This is a genomic window from Stappia indica (genome assembly GCF_009789575.1).
GTDB classification, from domain to species: domain Bacteria; phylum Pseudomonadota; class Alphaproteobacteria; order Rhizobiales; family Stappiaceae; genus Stappia; species Stappia indica_A.
This window is the reverse complement of sequence record NZ_CP046908.1, coordinates 1,216,344-1,232,926: the sequence shown is the minus strand read 5'-3', so window position 1 is coordinate 1,232,926 and position 16,583 is coordinate 1,216,344. Positions and strand designations below refer to the sequence as shown.

Annotated in this window: 15 protein-coding genes; 8 read left to right on the top strand and 7 right to left on the bottom strand. The window is 67.3% G+C overall.

What is annotated here, in order from left to right; translation table 11 throughout:
* The first annotated feature begins 109 nt into the window (after window positions 1–109).
* The gene (locus tag GH266_RS05915; protein ID WP_199270452.1) at window positions 110–4,003 is read left to right on the top strand and encodes a tetratricopeptide repeat protein; all 3,894 of its coding nucleotides are present in this window, start codon (window positions 110–112) and stop codon (window positions 4,001–4,003) included.
* Window positions 4,004–4,056: 53 nt separating this feature from the next.
* On the opposite strand, the gene fliP is transcribed toward GH266_RS05915, so the two are convergent.
* A complete protein-coding gene (gene fliP / locus GH266_RS05910; protein WP_158193071.1) occupies window positions 4,057–4,824 on the bottom strand; it encodes a flagellar type III secretion system pore protein FliP in 768 nt (255 codons plus the stop codon).
* A 13-nt stretch (window positions 4,825–4,837) separates the two neighbouring features.
* A complete protein-coding gene (locus GH266_RS05905) occupies window positions 4,838–6,436 on the bottom strand; it encodes a flagellar biosynthetic protein FliO (RefSeq protein WP_158193070.1) in 1,599 nt (532 codons plus the stop codon).
* A gap of 481 nt (window positions 6,437–6,917) precedes the next feature.
* Between GH266_RS05905 and flgB the strand changes: the two genes are divergently transcribed.
* The 7 genes from flgB to cckA all read left to right on the top strand — a co-directional run bounded on the left by flgB (window position 6,918) and on the right by cckA (window position 12,960).
* Window positions 6,918–7,325, top strand: a complete 408-nt coding sequence (flgB, locus tag GH266_RS05900) for a flagellar basal body rod protein FlgB (protein WP_158193069.1) — start codon at window positions 6,918–6,920, stop codon at window positions 7,323–7,325.
* A 45-nt stretch (window positions 7,326–7,370) separates the two neighbouring features.
* Window positions 7,371–7,781: a flagellar basal body rod protein FlgC gene (gene flgC / locus GH266_RS05895; RefSeq protein WP_158193068.1), complete on the top strand. Its 411-nt coding sequence runs from the start codon at window positions 7,371–7,373 to the stop codon at window positions 7,779–7,781.
* Window positions 7,782–7,814: 33 nt separating this feature from the next.
* Window positions 7,815–8,129: a flagellar hook-basal body complex protein FliE gene (gene fliE / locus GH266_RS05890; RefSeq protein ID WP_158193067.1), complete on the top strand. Its 315-nt coding sequence runs from the start codon at window positions 7,815–7,817 to the stop codon at window positions 8,127–8,129.
* 72 nt (window positions 8,130–8,201) lie between these two features.
* Window positions 8,202–8,471, top strand: a complete 270-nt coding sequence (fliQ, locus tag GH266_RS05885; protein WP_158193066.1) for a flagellar biosynthesis protein FliQ — start codon at window positions 8,202–8,204, stop codon at window positions 8,469–8,471.
* Window positions 8,472–8,478: 7 nt separating this feature from the next.
* Window positions 8,479–9,252 carry a flagellar biosynthetic protein FliR gene (fliR, locus tag GH266_RS05880; protein ID WP_158193065.1) on the top strand — a complete coding sequence of 258 codons (774 nt, stop codon included), beginning with the start codon at window positions 8,479–8,481 and terminating at the stop codon, window positions 9,250–9,252.
* A 4-nt stretch (window positions 9,253–9,256) separates the two neighbouring features.
* Window positions 9,257–10,333 carry a flagellar biosynthesis protein FlhB gene (gene flhB, locus GH266_RS05875; protein ID WP_158193064.1) on the top strand — a complete coding sequence of 359 codons (1,077 nt, stop codon included), beginning with the start codon at window positions 9,257–9,259 and terminating at the stop codon, window positions 10,331–10,333.
* A gap of 83 nt (window positions 10,334–10,416) precedes the next feature.
* A complete protein-coding gene (cckA, locus tag GH266_RS05870) occupies window positions 10,417–12,960 on the top strand; it encodes a cell cycle histidine kinase CckA (RefSeq protein WP_158193063.1) in 2,544 nt (847 codons plus the stop codon).
* A 48-nt stretch (window positions 12,961–13,008) separates the two neighbouring features.
* Here the strand turns inward: cckA and GH266_RS05865 are convergent, their stop codons facing one another.
* From GH266_RS05865 to GH266_RS05845, 5 genes are all read right to left on the bottom strand, one after another.
* Window positions 13,009–13,575 (bottom strand): hypothetical protein, encoded by a 567-nt coding sequence (locus tag GH266_RS05865; protein ID WP_158193062.1) that lies wholly within the window; start codon window positions 13,573–13,575, stop codon window positions 13,009–13,011.
* On the bottom strand, window positions 13,559–14,212 hold the full coding sequence (locus GH266_RS05860) for a lysophospholipid acyltransferase family protein (RefSeq protein ID WP_158193061.1): 654 nt from the start codon (window positions 14,210–14,212) through the stop codon (window positions 13,559–13,561). The genes GH266_RS05865 and GH266_RS05860 overlap by 17 nt, the downstream gene beginning before the upstream one ends.
* Window positions 14,213–14,219: 7 nt before the next feature.
* A complete protein-coding gene (locus GH266_RS05855) occupies window positions 14,220–15,164 on the bottom strand; it encodes a phosphatidate cytidylyltransferase (RefSeq protein ID WP_209001552.1) in 945 nt (314 codons plus the stop codon).
* Window positions 15,161–15,778 (bottom strand): CDP-alcohol phosphatidyltransferase family protein, encoded by a 618-nt coding sequence (locus GH266_RS05850; RefSeq protein ID WP_158193060.1) that lies wholly within the window; start codon window positions 15,776–15,778, stop codon window positions 15,161–15,163. The genes GH266_RS05855 and GH266_RS05850 overlap by 4 nt, the downstream gene beginning before the upstream one ends.
* Window positions 15,779–15,906: 128 nt before the next feature.
* Window positions 15,907–16,398, bottom strand: coding sequence for a hypothetical protein (locus GH266_RS05845; RefSeq protein ID WP_209001551.1), 492 nt, complete (start codon window positions 16,396–16,398; stop codon window positions 15,907–15,909).
* Window positions 16,399–16,583: the final 185 nt, after the last annotated feature.

The window sequence follows — 16,583 nt, the reverse complement described above, 5'->3', positions numbered from 1 at the left end:
CTGGCTGCTCGGTCGAAAGGTTCAGGGGAGCCCTGTGAGGCAGGACGGCTCGAAAAGAGACAGGCTACGAACCGTCGTCGCGCACCTCGCGGCGGCGTTTTCTGCGTTTGTGCTCCTGCTTGCAACGGTGCTGGCTCCCGTTTCCGGTCTCGTTTCGGACGCCCGCGCGGAACCCCTTCAGGCGGATCTGCGCGCTTCGCAGCAGGACGGCTATGGCCGTCTGGTGCTTACCTTCAAGGACCGGACCCTGCTTCCCGAATACGACGCGCTCGCCTCCAACGGCGTGCTGCGCATCCGCTTTCGCGACGAAGTGAAGGCCAATGTCGACAGCGTACCCATCGACATGCCGAACTTCATTTCCATCGCCCGGCGAGACCCTGACGGCTCGGCCTTGCGCTTCGCGCTGATGGGCGACTTCCGCGTGAATACCATGGAGGCGGGCGAGAAACTGTTCATCGACCTGCTGCCGCCGACATGGCAGGGCCTGCCACCCGGCCTGCCTGACGATGTGGTGCAGGAACTGGCCCGGCGGGCCGAAGAGGCGATCCGCCGCGCCCGCGCGCTGGAGGAGGCGCGGCTGAAGGGGCAGGACGAGCCGAAGGTGGAGCTGTCCATCGGTACCCATCCGACCTTCACGCGCCTTTCCTTCGAGTGGAACCTGAATTTCGATTCCGCCTTCGTGCGTGAAGGCGACATGATCAAGGTCACCTTCAACTACGACGTCCCGCTCGACCTGTCGGAATTGCGCTCGCACCTGCCGCCGGGCGTGGTGGATGCCACGTCCTTCATCGACGAGGGACGGCTGAAGTTCCTGTTGCGGGTCGAGCCGGATGTCGACATCCGGTCCTTCCGCGAGGACAATTTCTACATTCTCGACGTGACCCCGCGCAGCATGGCGCAGGATCCCGTCAACGCCGCGATCGACGACGCCGTGAAGTCGGGGGAACAGATCCCGGCCAATGCCACCTCCGTCGTCTTCGCCGGTGGGACGGCCGAGGTGCCGCCGGAGCAGGCCGCCGCCGAACAGCGCATGGCCGATGGTCACGCGCCTGCCGGAACTCCGGAAGGCGTTGCGCCCACGCCGAACCCGGCCGAGGTTGCTGCATCGCCCGAAAGCACCGAGCCGGCGCCGGCTCCTGCGCAAGAGGCCGCATCGGCATCGCCGCTTCCGCGAGAAAAGCCGAGCGCTGAGGCGAGCGATGCAACTGCGGCCGCGCCCCCTGCCGCTGAGCCTTCTGCGGAGGCCGCACCTGCCGCCGAGACGGTTGAGGTCTCAGAGGCCGCCAAGGCGGCTCCGTCCGCCGAGAGCCAGCCGGTCCAACCGGCTGCAGCTCCCGCGCCGGAAAACGTTGCCACCTCCGGTTCGCCCGCGCCTGCGGCCGAAGACATCCTGCCGTCGGAAATCGACCTCAGCGGCGTTGCGGGGCAGGAGATCTCCGGTTCTGCCGAGGTCGCCTCCTCGCCCGAAATGCCGCCGGCCGGCTATGACGACGAGGCGCGCCGGTTCGTCGTCGCCGAGGCACGTCGCATCGGCGATACGGTGCGGGTCGTGTTTCCCTTCTCCGAGCCCGTCGCCTCGTCGGTCTTTCGGCGTTACCGCAGCCTCTACCTCGTGTTCGACACGGCCGATCCGGTCGACATCCGCGGCATGCGGTCGGTGCTTGCCGACCGGGTCGAGGCGGTGGAAGTGACCGCCAATGCGGACTGGCAGGTGATCCGTATCGACCTGATGCGCGATGCGCTCGCCTCTGTCGGCATCGACGGCAGTGCCTGGGTGATGACCATAGGCGAGATGATCCTCGAGCCGTCCCGCCCGCTCGCCCTGGAGCGGACCGTGCGGGGCGACGGCGGCACGATCATCACCATCCCCTTCCAGGCGCCGGCGGCGGTGCGCGAGGTCGTCGATCCCTTCGCCGGCGACAAGGTCACGGTGGTGACCGGCTTTGCGCCTGCACGCGGCGTGCTCAAGCCGCAGAGCTTTGCCGAGTTCGACGCCCTGATGTCGGCGCATGGCGTTGCCGTACTGAGCAAGGCGGATGATCTCGAGGTCAAGCTGAACGGCGATGCGGTGATCCTGGAGCGTCCGCGCGGGCTTGCCGTCTCCAATGGCAACCTCACAAAGGGATCGAAAATTCTGCCGCCGGTGGTCGATCCGGCCGCGCCCGGTCACGTCGACCTCGGCAACCTGATGAGCAGCAACACCAAGGATTTTCTCGATAAGATCAAGAAGATGGAATACGCGATCGCCAACACGCCGGAGGAGGAACGGCGGGTGCCGCGCATGGAGATGTCGCGTTTCTATCTGGCGCATGGTTTCGCCCACGAGGCGCTCGGGCTGATGAAACTGGCGGCGGGAGACGACCCCGCGCTGGTCCGAGACTCGGGCTACAATCTGCTGATGGGCGCCGCGCAAACGCTGGCAGCGCGGCCGCGGGAGGCGCTCGAGTATCTCGGTCGGCCGGAACTGCTCAACAATGCCGATGCCTCCGTCTGGCGTACGATTGCGGCGGCGGACCGGCGCGACTGGACGACGACACGGGACAACCTGTCGCGCGGCCAGGCGGTGGTCGGCAACTACCCAGCGAGCGTGCAGATCGATTTTCACCTTGCCGCCGCCGAGGCGATGGTCGAGGTGAGCGATTACGGCCATGCGGCTGCCATTCTTTCCGAGATCGACCCGAGCCTTGCGTCCGCGCACCAGGCGGCGCGCTACGACATCATCCGCGGTCAGATCGCCGACGCTTCCGGCCGTTCGCGCGAGGCGCTGACGGCCTTCGACCTGGTACAGCGCTCGCCGGACCGGGCCCTGGCTGCGGAAGCGGCGTATCGGGCGCTGCGGGTTCGCCACCGCGACGGGGAGCTTTCCACCGAGGAGGCGATCGACCAGCTTGCCGGCCTTGCAGCCTCCTGGCGCGGCGACGAGACCGAGCTGAAGACCCTGCGCTTCCTGGCGCAGCTTGAAGTCCAGAACGGGAACTACCGCAGCGCCTTCGAGGCGATGCAATCGGCGCTCCAGGCGAATGCGGATGCGGAGACGACGCGCCTGCTGCAGGACGAGATGGGCGCGGTCTTCGCCAACCTGTTCCTCAATGGCGAGGCGGACCGGATGGATCCGGTCAAGGCGCTGGCGCTCTTTTACGATTTCCGCGAGATGACCCCGGTGGGCCGCCGCGGCGACGAGATGGTGCGCCGTCTTGCCGGCCGGCTCATCGACATGGACCTTCTGGCGCAGGCCTCCGAACTCTTGCGCCATCAGGTCGATCATCGGCTGAAGGGCGCCGCCCGCGCCCAGATCGCCGCCGATCTCGGTGTCGTCTACCTGATGGATCGCAAGCCGGAAGAGGCCTTGCGTGTTCTCAATCGGACCCGCCAGGCCAAGCTCCCGCGCGAACTGGAGCGCCAGCGCAATATGGTGGAGGCGCGCGCCCTGACGGAGAGCGGCCGCCCGGATCTGGCGCTTGAGATCGTCCGCAACATGCGCGGCGAGGATGTCGACCGGTTGAAGGCGGATACGCTATGGGCCGCACAGAGCTGGCGCGAGGCGGGCGAGCTGCTGGAAGGCCTGGTCGGCGGCCGGTGGTCGGACTCGGTCGCACTGGCCGACCAGGAGCGCACCGATATCCTGCGAGCAGCCATCGGCTATTCGCTGGCCGACGACGATTTCAGCCTGTCGCGGCTGAAGGCCAAGTTCACGGACAAGATGAGCGACAGCCCGGACACAGCGGCCTTCGACATCGTCACCCGGCCGGTGGCCGACCGCGGGGTGGAGTTCATGTCCGTGCTCGACAATTTGCAAAGTGTCGACTCGCTCGACATCTTCCTGGCCGAGTACCGCCGCAAGTACCTGCAGCCGTCGCCCGATGCCGCGCCGGTTGCGCCGTCGGAGCTGCCGATGTCGCAGGCGCCGGACGAGGGCGACGCGCAGCGGACCGCCGCCCGTACCGGAGAGGCAGCCCCGACGCCGCAAGCCGCCGATGCGGCCGCCGCCGGCGATGCCGGTTAGCACCTTCGGTCGCGCAAACAGGTAAGGGAAAATGGCGGGGGGGGCGCCGCGCCTCAGCCGCTGGAGAAGCTCTGGACGAGGCTTCCGGCGATCAGGTTCCAGCCATCGACCAGCACGAAGAAGATCAGCTTGAACGGCAGTGAGATCACCACTGGCGGCAGCATCATCATGCCCATCGACATCAGCACCGAGGCGATCACCAGGTCGATGATCAGGAACGGCAGGTAGAGCAGGAAGCCGATCTCGAAGGCCCGGCGCAACTCGCTGATCATGAAGGCCGGCACCAGCACGCGCATGCTGATCTCCTCCGGCGTTTCCGGTGCTTCCTGCCCGGAAAGCTCGGTGAACAGGGCCAGGTCCTTCTCGCGCACATTTGCCCGCATGAAGGCATGGAACGGGCGCGAGCCCCGCTCGAAGGCCTCCGGCAGCTCGATGCTGCCCTCAACCAGCGGCTGGACGCCTTCGTTGTAGGCGGCCTCGAAGGTCGGAGCCATGATGAAGAGCGTCAGGAAGAGCGCAAGCGACGTCATCACCGCATTGGGCGGCGCCGTCTGCAGGCCGATCGCCGACCGCAGCAGCGACAGCACCACCACGATGCGGGTGAAGCTCGTCACCATCACCAGGATGGAGGGCGCGAGGCTCAGCACCGTCAGCAGTGCGACGAGCTGAACCGCGCGTTCGGTCAGGCCTGTGCCTTCGCCGAAATCAATCGAGACGCCCTGCGCCTGCGCGCCGGTGGCGAGGAAAAACGGGAGCAGACCGGCAAGGGTTGCGACCGCCGTCTTGCGGAAGGGCAGGACGGCGTGCCGGGCCCCTGTCATGGACGCAGTCCCGTCATTTGCGCGGTCCGCCGATCTCGCTCAGCAGGCGCGCCATTTCTTCCTCGATGGCATCCATCGTCACCGGGCCATTGTCCTTCTTGGCCTCCGCGCCCTTGTCGGAGCCGGCCGCAGGGCCATCGTCCGCCGCCGGCTTGTCCTCGGCCTCGGGCGCGTCCGGCTTGTTCTCCTGCTGGGTGGCTGCGGGTGCCGCCGGCTTTTCGCTCGCCGGGGATGCTGGCGCAGCTTCAGGCGCAGACGCCTCCACCTTCGGAGCGGCCGGTGCCGGGCTTGCGGCAGGTGCTGCGGGAGCGAAGTCGGCGCGCGGCTCGGTGCGGGCGGCCGGCGCGCTGCTGCGCGACTGGTCCAGCTCGGCGAGCAGAGCATCCTCCAGCGAGGCAAGGTCCGGCTCGATACGGCTTGCCGTCGGTGCCGCTGCCACTGCCGGAGCAGAAGGGGCTGCAGGGGCGGCTGTAGACGCGCCGGGCTTTGCTTCGTCCTTCGGCTCCGGCTTGACCTCGACCTTGGCCTCCGGCTTCACCTCGGCCTTTGGAGCGGAGGGGGCGGCCGGTGCCGGTGTGGCCGGTGTAGACGCCGCGGCTGCAGCGCCGCCGGCCGCGCCTGCGGTCACGCCGGACAGATCCCCGCGGGCCGCGGGCTTGTCGCCGGCAGCTGCAGGCTTGTCCGCCGGTTCATTGAACTGCGGGAAGGCGGTGCGGGCATTGGCCGCCGGACCGGAAGACGGCGGCGTCACGTTGCGGCGGATCGGCGGCAGCGGTTCGCGCCGAGGCTGCACGGGGGCAGACTGAGCGGCGGCGGGGGCAACTTCGGGAGCCTTCGGCGGTGCCACAGGTGCCTGGGCGACAGGAGCCGGTGCAGCGGGAGCCTGCGCGATGGGAGCCGGCGAGATCGGGGCCTGTGAAGCGGGCGCCTGTCCCAGCGGCGGCTGTGCCTGCGGCGCCTGAGGTGCCGACGGCTGCATGCCGAGCGGACGCAGCGGCGGACGCGGGGCCGGAGCGGCGGGCGCCTCGGGACGGGAAGCGGAGGGAGCGGCGGCAGGGGCCTGGCCCTGCGGTTCGCTGCGGCTCGGGGCCGCGGCGCGGGCAAGGCCGGCGACCGCGGCGCCTGCTGCTGCCACGGAGGCGCCGGCGCGCTTCAGCGGCGAGCCGTCACTGCCTTCCACGGGGCGGCGCGGTGCGGGCGCCAGCGGCTGGCGGCGCGGGGCGGCGGGCTGCGGCGCCGCCTGCGCGGCGGGTGCGCTCGCCGGCGCCGAAACGGGAGCAGGAGCGGCCGGAACCGGCTGCGGTTCGATCTCGGCCGGGCTGAAGGCGGCGGAGAGTTCGTTGCCCATCGCCGGCTGGCGCGGATAGGCCTGGGAGACCGGCACGCCGCGCACGATGTTCTGCTCGACGACGAGATCGCTCGGCCCGCCGACAAGCAGCAGATGCTCGACATTGTCGCGCCGGATCAGCACGAGCCGCCGCCGGGTGTCCAGCGAGGCGGCGTCCATCACCGCAATGCGCGGCTGGCGCGAGCGGCTGCCGAGGCTTCGGCTTCCGGCGATGCGGCGCAGGATCCAGATGAAGACGGATATCAGCGCCAGGACAATCGCCACCGCGAGAAAGAAACCTATGCCACGGGCCCAACCCGGTTCCATCTGAAAGGTGTCAACCAGCCAACTTGTCATGCCTTTCTCGGCCTCTTCCTGTTCGAGGGTGCGCCCGCCGCCCGCCTGTCACGCGAGCCTTGCGGTCCGGTCTACCCGTCCGTCCGGCGTTGGAGTTCCCCGCGCCTTAACCCCGATCCATGGCATCGCGCAACCGGTCTTGCCCGGCGAACGCGCGCGAATCCTGCCTTACTGCATCCTGTTTAGCTGTTTTGTACGATTCTCTCAAAGAGGGAAGGTTAACGCATATCGGCAAAAAATGCCGATATCCGCCGCCAATATGCAAGCGGCCACCGGAACTTGCGCCTCTCATGTGCGGGAAACCGGAGGCCCCTCCTTTCGGAAACGTTAATCGTTAACTCCTCGTTAACCATCTACCCGGCAGGATCTGCCTAGTCGTTAACCCTCGCTGCAACGGGAAGATCGTTCCATGTCGGTCTCGGACCTGCCGCTGTTTCAGGCGCTCAAGTCGAAGATGCAATGGCATCAGAGCCGGCAGGGCGTGCTGGCCGAGAACGTCGCCAATTCCGATACGCCCGGCTTCCGGGGCAAGGACCTCGAGGAGTTCACCTTCGACAAGGCTCTGGCCAGCCGTACGGTCGGCCTCGCGACGGCCCGCACCAGCAGTGCCCATATCGTCGGCTCGATGATGCGCGAGAGCGGCGGCGCGGAGCGCGACGATGCCAGCGGTTTCGAGATCACGCCGGACGGCAACACGGTGGTGCTCGAGGAGCAGATGATGAAGGTGACGGCCAACCAGATGGACTACCAGACGGTTGCCTCGCTCTACCAGAAGGGGCTCGGCCTCATCCGTACCGCTCTGTCGCGCAACGGCTGAGCTCGCGCGCCGTGATCAGGCCCTTCGGGGCCGGGGAGTTTGACCGTGGATTTCGTCAAGTCGATCTTCATCGCCGCAACGGGCCTGAAGGCCCAGAACGGCCGCATGCGGATCATCGCAGAGAATATCGCAAACGCCGATTCCACCGGGCGCACGCCGCAGGAGGATCCCTATCGGCGCAAGATCCCGACCTTCAGTGCCGAACTCGACCGCAACATCAAGGCCGAGGTGGTGGAACTGGGGCCGGTCGAGTTCGACCGCTCCGATTTCAAGACCCGCTATGAGCCCGGTCATCCGGCCGCCGACGAGCGCGGTTATGTGCGCACGCCCAACGTCAACACCCTGGTCGAGATGGTCGACATGCGCGAGGCGCAGCGCTCCTACGAGGCGAACCTCAACCTGATCAGCGCGACGCGGCGCATGCTGCAGAAGACCATCGAGATCCTGCGCGCCTGATCCGCGCCTGCCTTCCTTTCGGAGTAGAACGACATGTCCACGCCGTCGATCGCCGCCACCGCCTACCGCATGACGTCCGCGCTTGCGGGTGCGAATCAGGATACAAGTGTTAAGACTTCGTCGACGCCGACGCCGGACTTCGCCAACATGGTCAAGTCGGCCGTCGAGGAGGTGGTCGATCAGGGCCGAGGCGCAGACAAGCAGACGCTGGCGCTGACCGAAGGCAAGGCGAATGTCGTCGATGTCGTCACTGCGGTCGCCGAGACCGAGGTGGCCCTGGAAACGCTCGTTTCGGTCCGTGATCGCGTGATCTCCGCCTATCAGGAAATCATGCGCATGCCGATCTGAGCCTGAGCGGCTCCGCCGGTCCTTGCCGCCCCGCGGCAGGCCGGAGCGGAAGGCTGGAGCGGAAGGACTGTCATGACCGGGCCGGAGGTCCTCGATATCGCCCGCCAGGGCATCTGGACCCTGATCATCGTGTCCGCTCCGCCGATGGTCGTCGGCCTGATGGTGGGCGTCGTCATCGCCCTGTTCCAGGCGTTGACGCAGATCCAGGAGATGACCCTCGTCTTCGTGCCGAAGATCCTCGCCATCTTCGTGACATTGATCATAACGTTGCCCTTCATGGGACAGGCGCTCGAGGCGTACACGGCGCGCATCGCCGATCTCATCGTCACCGGCTCCGGATAGCCGGGCCATGAGCTTCGATATTTCCCTTCTTCCCCAGGTGGCGCTGCTGTTCATGCTGCTCTTCGCCCGGCTCGGCACGATGTTGATGCTGATGCCGGCCCTGGGGGAGGGGTCGATTCCGCCGAATATCCGTCTGGCGGTGGCGCTGTTGCTGACGCTGGTCTTCTATCCCGTCGCTGCGCCGCTCTATTCGGTCGATGCGACCATGCCGCTGCCTCGCATCGGCGTGCTGCTGGCGTCCGAATTCGCGATCGGCTTTTTCGTCGGTCTGGGAGCGCGGCTGATCACCTATGTCCTGTCCATCGCCGGCATGATCATCGCCAACCAGTCGGGCCTTGCCTTCGCCATGGCCACCGATCCGACGATGGACGGCCAGCAGGGCGCGGTGATCGGCTCCTTCCTGAGCCTGCTGGGCATCACGCTGATCTTCGCCTTCGACCTGCACTATCTGGTGATTGCCGCGATGAACGACAGCTTCCGCCTGTTTCCGCCCGGGAGCGGCATGCCCGTCGGCGACATGGCGGAGCTCGCCACGATGCTGACGGCGGAGCTGTTCTCGATCGCGATCCGCATCGCCGCGCCCTTCATCGTGGTCGGGCTCGTTTTCTATTTCGGGCTCGGCCTGCTCAACAAGCTGATGCCGCAGATGCAGATCTTCTTCATCGCGATGCCGCTCAACATCGCCATCGGAGGGTTGATGCTCTTCGCCCTGCTGGTGACGATGATGATGTGGTATCTGTCGCATTTCGAGACGGCGCTCGGCCGGTTCATCGCGGGGTAGGGCGATGGCCGAACAGAACGACGACGCCGAAAAGACAGAAGACCCCACGCAAAAGAAGCTGGACGACGCGCTCGAGAAGGGCGACGTCGCCAAGAGCCAGGAGGTCTCGACCTGGTTCACCATGCTCGGTACCGGGCTGGTGGTGGCGCTGCTGGCACCGGGCATGGCGGACGACCTGCAGGCTGCGCTGCGCGGCTATCTCGCCCATTCGCACCAGATCCCTGTCGATGCCCGCGGCCTCGGCCAGTTGTGGCGCGACACCGGGCTGCGGATCGGCGCCATCCTGGCCTTGCCGCTTCTCCTGCTGCTGGCGGCGGCGGTCATCGGCAATATCATTCAGCACCAGCTCATCTGGTCTGCCGAACGGATGAAGCCGAAACTGTCCAAGATCTCGCCGCTGGCGGGGTTCAAGCGGCTGTTCTCGTCCGAAAGCCTCGTCAACTTCGCAAAGGGCCTGGTGAAGATCGCGGTGGTCAGCGGCCTGATGGTCGCCGTGCTGTGGCCGCAGCGCGACACGATCGACACGATGATCTTCCGCGACACAATCGTGATGCTGGAGGAGGTGCAGATCCTCGTGCTGCAGCTGATCGCGGCGATCCTGGCGTTCATGACCGTGGTTGCGGCTCTCGATTATGTCTGGCAGCGCAAGAAGTGGTTCGACAAGCAGAAGATGAGCCAGCGCGAGATCAAGGAGGAATACAAGCAGACCGAGGGCGATCCGCTGGTCAAGGGCAAGATCCGCCAGCTGCGCATGGAGCGGTCGCGGCGGCGCATGATGGCGGCGGTGCCGGAGGCCACGGTGGTGGTCACCAACCCGACCCACTACGCAGTGGCGCTGAAATACGAGCAGGGCATGCAGGCGCCCATCTGCGTCGCCAAGGGCACAGACGCGGTGGCGCTGCGGATCCGCGAGATCGCGCGCGACAACGAGGTGCCGGTGATCGAGAACCCGCCGCTGGCCCGTGCGCTCTTCGCGGCGATCGACATCGACCAGGAAGTGCCGGAAGAGCAGTATCGCGCGGTGGCAGAAGTGATCGGTTTCGTTTATCGAATGCGGGAACGCCGCGCCTGGCGCAGCTAGGAGCGGCTCCTGTCGCCGGGCGCATGGGCGCACGGTGGGTGCCGAAGGGGAGGCTGGCGCGATTGGCGCCACGGGATATGTGAATGAGCAGAAGTGATCGGGGTCCGTCGTCTCCCGCGGTCGAGCGGCAGGAGCGCTCAGGCAGCATCCTGTTGCTGATCCTGCTTGCGGTCGGCCTTGTCGGTGCCGCCGCAGCCCTGTCGCTGATGGAGCGCGGCCAGGCGGAGCCTTTCGTGCTGGCGCTGCTGGGCGTGCTTGCCGTCGTCGGCGTGTTCTCGCTGTTCGCCGGGGCCATCGGCCTCCTGCGCTTTTCCTCGCGCGCGCCGGCAAGTCCCGTACCCGCCGCCTTTCTCAACACGCTGGAAGACGGCGTCCTCGTGGTCGAGCGCGATGGGCGCATCGTCTATGCGAACGATGCCTATGCGCGGCTGATCGGCGCCGAGGGGCCGACCGAAATGCGCGGCGTCGAGCGTGTCTTCTCCAGCGATCCGGCCGCGACCGACGCGATCTTCCACCTGACGCGGGCGGCCGAGGCCGAGCGCGCGGCGGAGGAGGAAATCCGCCTGCCGCATCCGCTCGGGCGCAATGATGGCGAGCCGTGCTGGTACCGGGTGCGCGTGCGGCCGCTGCCGCTGGCCACGGGGCGGGGCGGCGAGCGCGGCTGCACCGTGTGGCAGCTGTCGGATATCAGCGGCGACCGCACCGAGCAGGAGACGTCCTTCCAGGAGCTTCAGCGGGTCATCAATTTCCTCGATCACGCGCCGGCGGGCTTCTTCTCGTGCGATGCCGCCGGCCGCGTCGTCTATCTCAATGCGACGCTGGCCGACTGGCTCGGCTACGACCTCGTCAGCTTCGAGGCCGGCTCGCTCGGCGTCAGCGAATTCATGCGCGGCGACGGGGCGGAGCTCCTGCTCTCGGTCCAGGGCAAGGCGGGCGAGGTCAAGACCGAGACCTTCGATCTCGACCTCACCACCCGCGGCGGGCGGTCCGTGCCGGTGCGCATCCTGCACCGGGTGCCGTTCGGTGCCGGCGGGCTGCCGGGCGAGAGCCGCACGCTGGTGCTCAACCGCTCGCGCGGCGAGGATGCGGCCGAGGCGCTGCGCTCCTCCGAGGTGCGCTTCGCGCGCTTCTTCAACAACACGCCGATTGCCATCGCCTCGATCGACCATGACGGCGGCATCAGCAAGACCAACGCCCCGTTCGTGCGTCTGTTCGGCACCTCCGACACCACGCAGGGCGCGCCGAAGCTCGTCGACCACGTCACCGCTCCCTCGCGCCCGGCGCTGATGGAGGCGCTTGCCGCCGCCGCCGAGGGGCGCAGCGAGATCCCGCCGGTCGATGTGCGTCTCGACGAGCGCGAGGACGGACGCTCCGCCACCGTCTACGTCTCGGCGGTGCGCGACGGCGAGGACGATTCGGATGCGGCCATCGTCTATGTGCTGGAGACGACCGCGCAGCGCGTGCTGGAAGCGCAGTTCGCGCAAGGCCAGAAGATGCAGGCGATCGGCCAGCTGGCCGGCGGCGTGGCGCACGACTTCAACAACGTCCTGACCGCGATCATCGGCTTCTCCGACCTGCTGCTGGCCAGCCACCGGCCGAGCGATCCGTCCTTCCAGGACATCATGAACATCAAGCAGAACGCCAACCGGGCGGCCGGCCTGGTGCGCCAGCTGCTTGCCTTCTCGCGGCGCCAGACGCTGCGGCCGAAGGAGCTGGCGCTCAACGACGTGCTGGCGGACCTGTCGATCCTGCTGGACCGGCTGCTGGGCGAGAAGGTGGAGCTCAGCGTCGTCCATGGCCGCGACCTGTGGCCGGTGATGGCCGACCTCAACCAGCTCGAGCAGGTGATCGTCAATCTTGCCGTCAACGCGCGCGATGCCATGCCCGAGGGCGGTCACCTGACCATCCGCACGCTCAATGTGCCGGAGGATCAGTCGCAGTCCTACGAGGGTACGCGCGGCATGCCGGTCGCCGAATACGTGCTGACCGAGGTCACCGATACGGGCACCGGCATGACGCCGGAGGTGATGGAGAAGATTTTCGAGCCGTTCTTCTCCACCAAGGAGGTCGGCAAGGGCACGGGCCTGGGGCTGTCGACCGTCTACGGCATCGTCAAGCAGACCGGCGGCTTCATCTTCTGCACCAGCGAGATCGGCAAGGGCACGACTTTCCGCATCTTCCTGCCGCGCCATGTGCGCAACGAGGCGGAGCAGGTGGAGGTGAAGCCGGTCGAGGCGCCGCAGCTGACCGATCTGACCGGTTCGGCGACCATCCTGCTGGTCGAGGACGAGGAGGCGGTGCGCGCCTTTGCGGCACGGGCGCTGACCTCGCGCGGCTATACCGTGCACGAGGCGTCCAGCGGCGCCGAGGCGCTCGAGATCATGGAAGAGACCGATGGCGAGGTCGATCTCGTCGTCTCCGACGTGGTCATGCCGGAGATGGACGGGCCGACGCTCTTGCGCGAATTGCGCAAGACCCAGCCGGATCTGAAGATCATCTTCGTCTCCGGCTATGCGGAAGACGCCTTCGAGAAGAACCTGCCGGAGAACGAGAAGTTCTCGTTCCTGCCCAAGCCCTTCACGCTGAAGCAGCTGGCAACGATGGTGAAGGACGTGCTGGCGAGTTGAGCCGCTGCGGCGGGGCGGGGCCGGCGGCTCCGCCCCTCGCCGGTCCTTTTACCAGCCCATCGCGGTGAAATAGCCCGCGTAGAACGCCAGCCACGCGCCGGCGAGCAGTAGACGGCGGGTACGCAGCGCAAGGTGCCCGAGCAGCCTTGCGAAGACGAGCCAGCTCGCAAGGGCAACGAGCGCAAACCGCAGCAGGCGTGCCGGCGCGCTTGCCATGAGGAACGCCCAGAGCGGCACTCCGGCCGTCGCCGCGTCCACGGCGAAGATCTTGTAGGGTGCGCCGCTCAAGGAGCCGGCGACCATGCCCGCGAGCTGGCCGTGCTCGGTCAGCTCGGCCACCCGCGCGACCAATTCGGGTGAGATGCCCGGCACGTTCAGGAGCAGCGCCTGCGCGGCTTGCGGATCGGCGTTTGCGAAAGCGTGGAGCAACGCGCCGCCGACCAGCGCTCCGGCCACAGCTGCAAGGGCGGCAAGAAGCGCGCGCTTCAGCGAGACCTGCGCGATGAAGCTCAGCAGCACATCCGGCACGATGAAGAAGACGGTCGCCTCGGCAAGGCCCCACAGGCCGGCACCCAGCGTGACCAGCCTATTCCACCAGCTATTCCCAAGACGCAAAGGTCTTCTCCGCGGAGAGGGCAGCGAAGCGCGCGGTGAGCGTTTCCATGAAGGCGGTGCGGTCGCCCGGCCAGCGGATCGGTTCGCCGACGAAGATGTCGCAGAAGAACGGCACCAGCAGGAACGATCCCTTCGGCAGCGCCTTGCCGAGCCCATGGGTGAAGACCGGCACGACGGGGGCATGCGGGTTCTTCTCGGCAAGATGGGCGATGCCCTTCTTCAGCGCGGTCATCTTTTCCGGTTCGCCGCGGCTGCCCTCGGGAAACAGGATCAGGATTTCGCCCTTGGCCAGTGCGGCGTGGCACTCGGCCAGCGGGTCGGCGCCGGGCGCCCCGTCCTTCCGCTCACCCGGTTTGCGGACGATGGGAATGATGCGCAGGATGTTGAGCGAGAACCAGGCCATCGCCCTGTTGGCGAGGAAGTAGTCGGCGGCGGCGACCGGACGCAGCAGGTGCAGCTTCGACAGGGGCATCAGGCACATCAGCACCAGCGTATCGAGATGACTGTTGTGGTTGGCGACGATCACTGCCGGCCCGTGCTCCGGCAGCCATTCGCGCCGGCGCACGTTCAGCCCCAGCACGAACAGCACGACGATGCGCACTGCCAGGAAGAACAGGATCTGCAGCACGCGCGTCATTGCGCCCTCACGTGTGGAAGTAGCGCACGAAGTGGAAGAACAGCGGCGCGGTGAAGGTCAGGCTGTCGATCCGGTCCATGATGCCGCCGTGGCCGGGGATCAGCGCGCCGGTATCCTTGACGCCGAGATCGCGCTTCACCGCCGAGACGGTGACGTCGCCGATGAAACCGGCGGCCGCGATCATCAGTCCTGCCGCCGCCGCCTGCTGCCAGTCGAAGGGCGTCACCAGCGGCGCCGCGAGAACCGCCACCACCGTCGTCGTCAGCAATCCGCCGAGGAAGCCTTCCCAGGTCTTCTTGGGGCTGACGACGGGCACGATGGGGCGGCGGCCGAACAGCCGGCCCCAGGTGTATTGGGCGACGTCGTTGAACTGGGTCAGGAAGACCAGATAGAGCAGCAGGCCGGCGCCCGCCTGCGGATCCGTGTTGCCGGTCACCGGCAGCACCAGCAGGAAGGCGGCATGGCTCAGCGAGAAGACGCAGAGCATGAGGCCCCAGTTGAGCGTGCCGATCGCCTTCAGGAAGCCTTCCGTCTGCTGCGACAGCAGCATGGAGAAGGGCAGGAACAGGAACATGTAGACCGGGATGAACACGGCGAACATGCCGTACCAGCCGTCCGCCACCCAGTAATACTGGACGGGGATCGACAGATAGGCCCAGAACAGCACCCGCCTGTCGGCCCGGCGCGTCGGGATCATCGACAGGTATTCCTTGAAGGCGAGGAAGCTCACCAGCGCGAATAGCACGATGGAGAGCGTCCGGCTCAGCAGGAAGGCAGCGGTGAACAGGGCAATCATGCCCCACCAGCTCACCGTGCGGCTGACCAGCTCGGAGTGGTCGCGATGGGGCTGAAGACGCTTCAGCGCGAAGACGAGGATGCTGGCAAGGACCAGGATGCCCCAGATGCCGGCAATGGCGAGGTGGAGCGGAGTGAGGTCGTCGAACAGGCTCACGGACGGCCCTCCCGGACCTCGGCCAGCGCCTTGCGGGCGCGGTTGAAGATGGTGAGGGCGGCGGGAAGCAGCGCGACTGCCAGCACCCAGTTGGCGAAGACGGGGCCGATGAGGCCGATGCCGAGCAACAGGCCGAGCGTGCCGAACAGGACGGCCCGGTCGCTCTTGCCGAGCGGTCCGTCATAGCGCCGCGAGGCGCCGATCTGGATGCCGACGACACCCGTCATCTCACTGATCACGGCCAGCAGGCACAGGCTGACGACGGCCATCGGCGAGACGCCGGGGACAAGCGCAAAGGGCAGGTAGAGCGCCAGGTCGGAAACGACGTCGCCGAGTTCGTTGAGCACGGCGCCTAGCGCCGACTGCTGATGGTGCTCGCGGGCCAACATGCCGTCCATGGCGTTGAGCGCCATTCGCAAGAACAGCACCAGGGGCAGGAGCGCGAGCGGCAGGCCGGCGGCCGGCCACAGGGCAATCGCGAGCCCGGCGATCACGGACAGGGCGAGGGCCGCCAGCGTCACCTGGTTGGCGGTGATGCGCGCGCGCGCCAGGGCGCGCACGATCGGGCGCAGCAGGTCCTGGAAGCGGGATTTCAGATCATAGACGGTGGCCATGGCGCTGCCGGTTGCGAGCGGGAGGGGAAGTTCGATTCAACCCGACCGCGAGACAAGCGCGTTTTCGCCTCGCATGCAACGGCAGGGAAGCGACAAGGTCGCTCCCCTCAGGTTTGCCGGCTCTGCCGTCAGATGCAGCGGGCGCCGGATTCGGCCTTCGACTTCAGGCCGACAAGACTGTCGCGCGGGTTGTATTGCGGCTGGGTCAGGGTGAAGACCTGCTCCAACGCGGTGCCGGCATTGTTGACGACGGCGACGTCCTGCACCACCAGCGTATCGCAGCCGGTGCCCTGGAAGCGGACGCGGATGCGGAACTTGCGCGGGCCGTTGTCGGAGGGGCCGAACTCGCTGTCGAGGGCCGGGTTCTCTCCCGTCACCGTCCGCTCCAGAATCACCATGTTGGGCTGGTTCTGGGTGATCGGCGTGCCGCGCTCCGTCGCGTTGGCGACGATGGTCTGGCGAACCGTCTCGGTATTCGCCCGCACGGTGATCGACTGCGCGCCGGTCGGCACGGTCAGCACCGCCTGCTGCGGTTCGACCGGGGCGGGTCCGCGCCGGCCGGACTGGCAGGCGGTAAGCGCCGTGGCGGCGACGAGGACGAGGGTCAGGCGGAGCAGCATTGCGGCAATCCCCAAGAAGACTGTAAGGGCCCGGATACGGGCAGGATATCCGGGCGGCACCTGGAAGGCGGTGTCGGCGGATCTTTCGCGCAAGCGCAAGCTTGCGACAGCGAAGTTAACAAAGACTGCGGGCACAGGCATCCCGGCGAATGTGCCAAGGCGCGTGCCCGGTTGGAGGTCCGGGT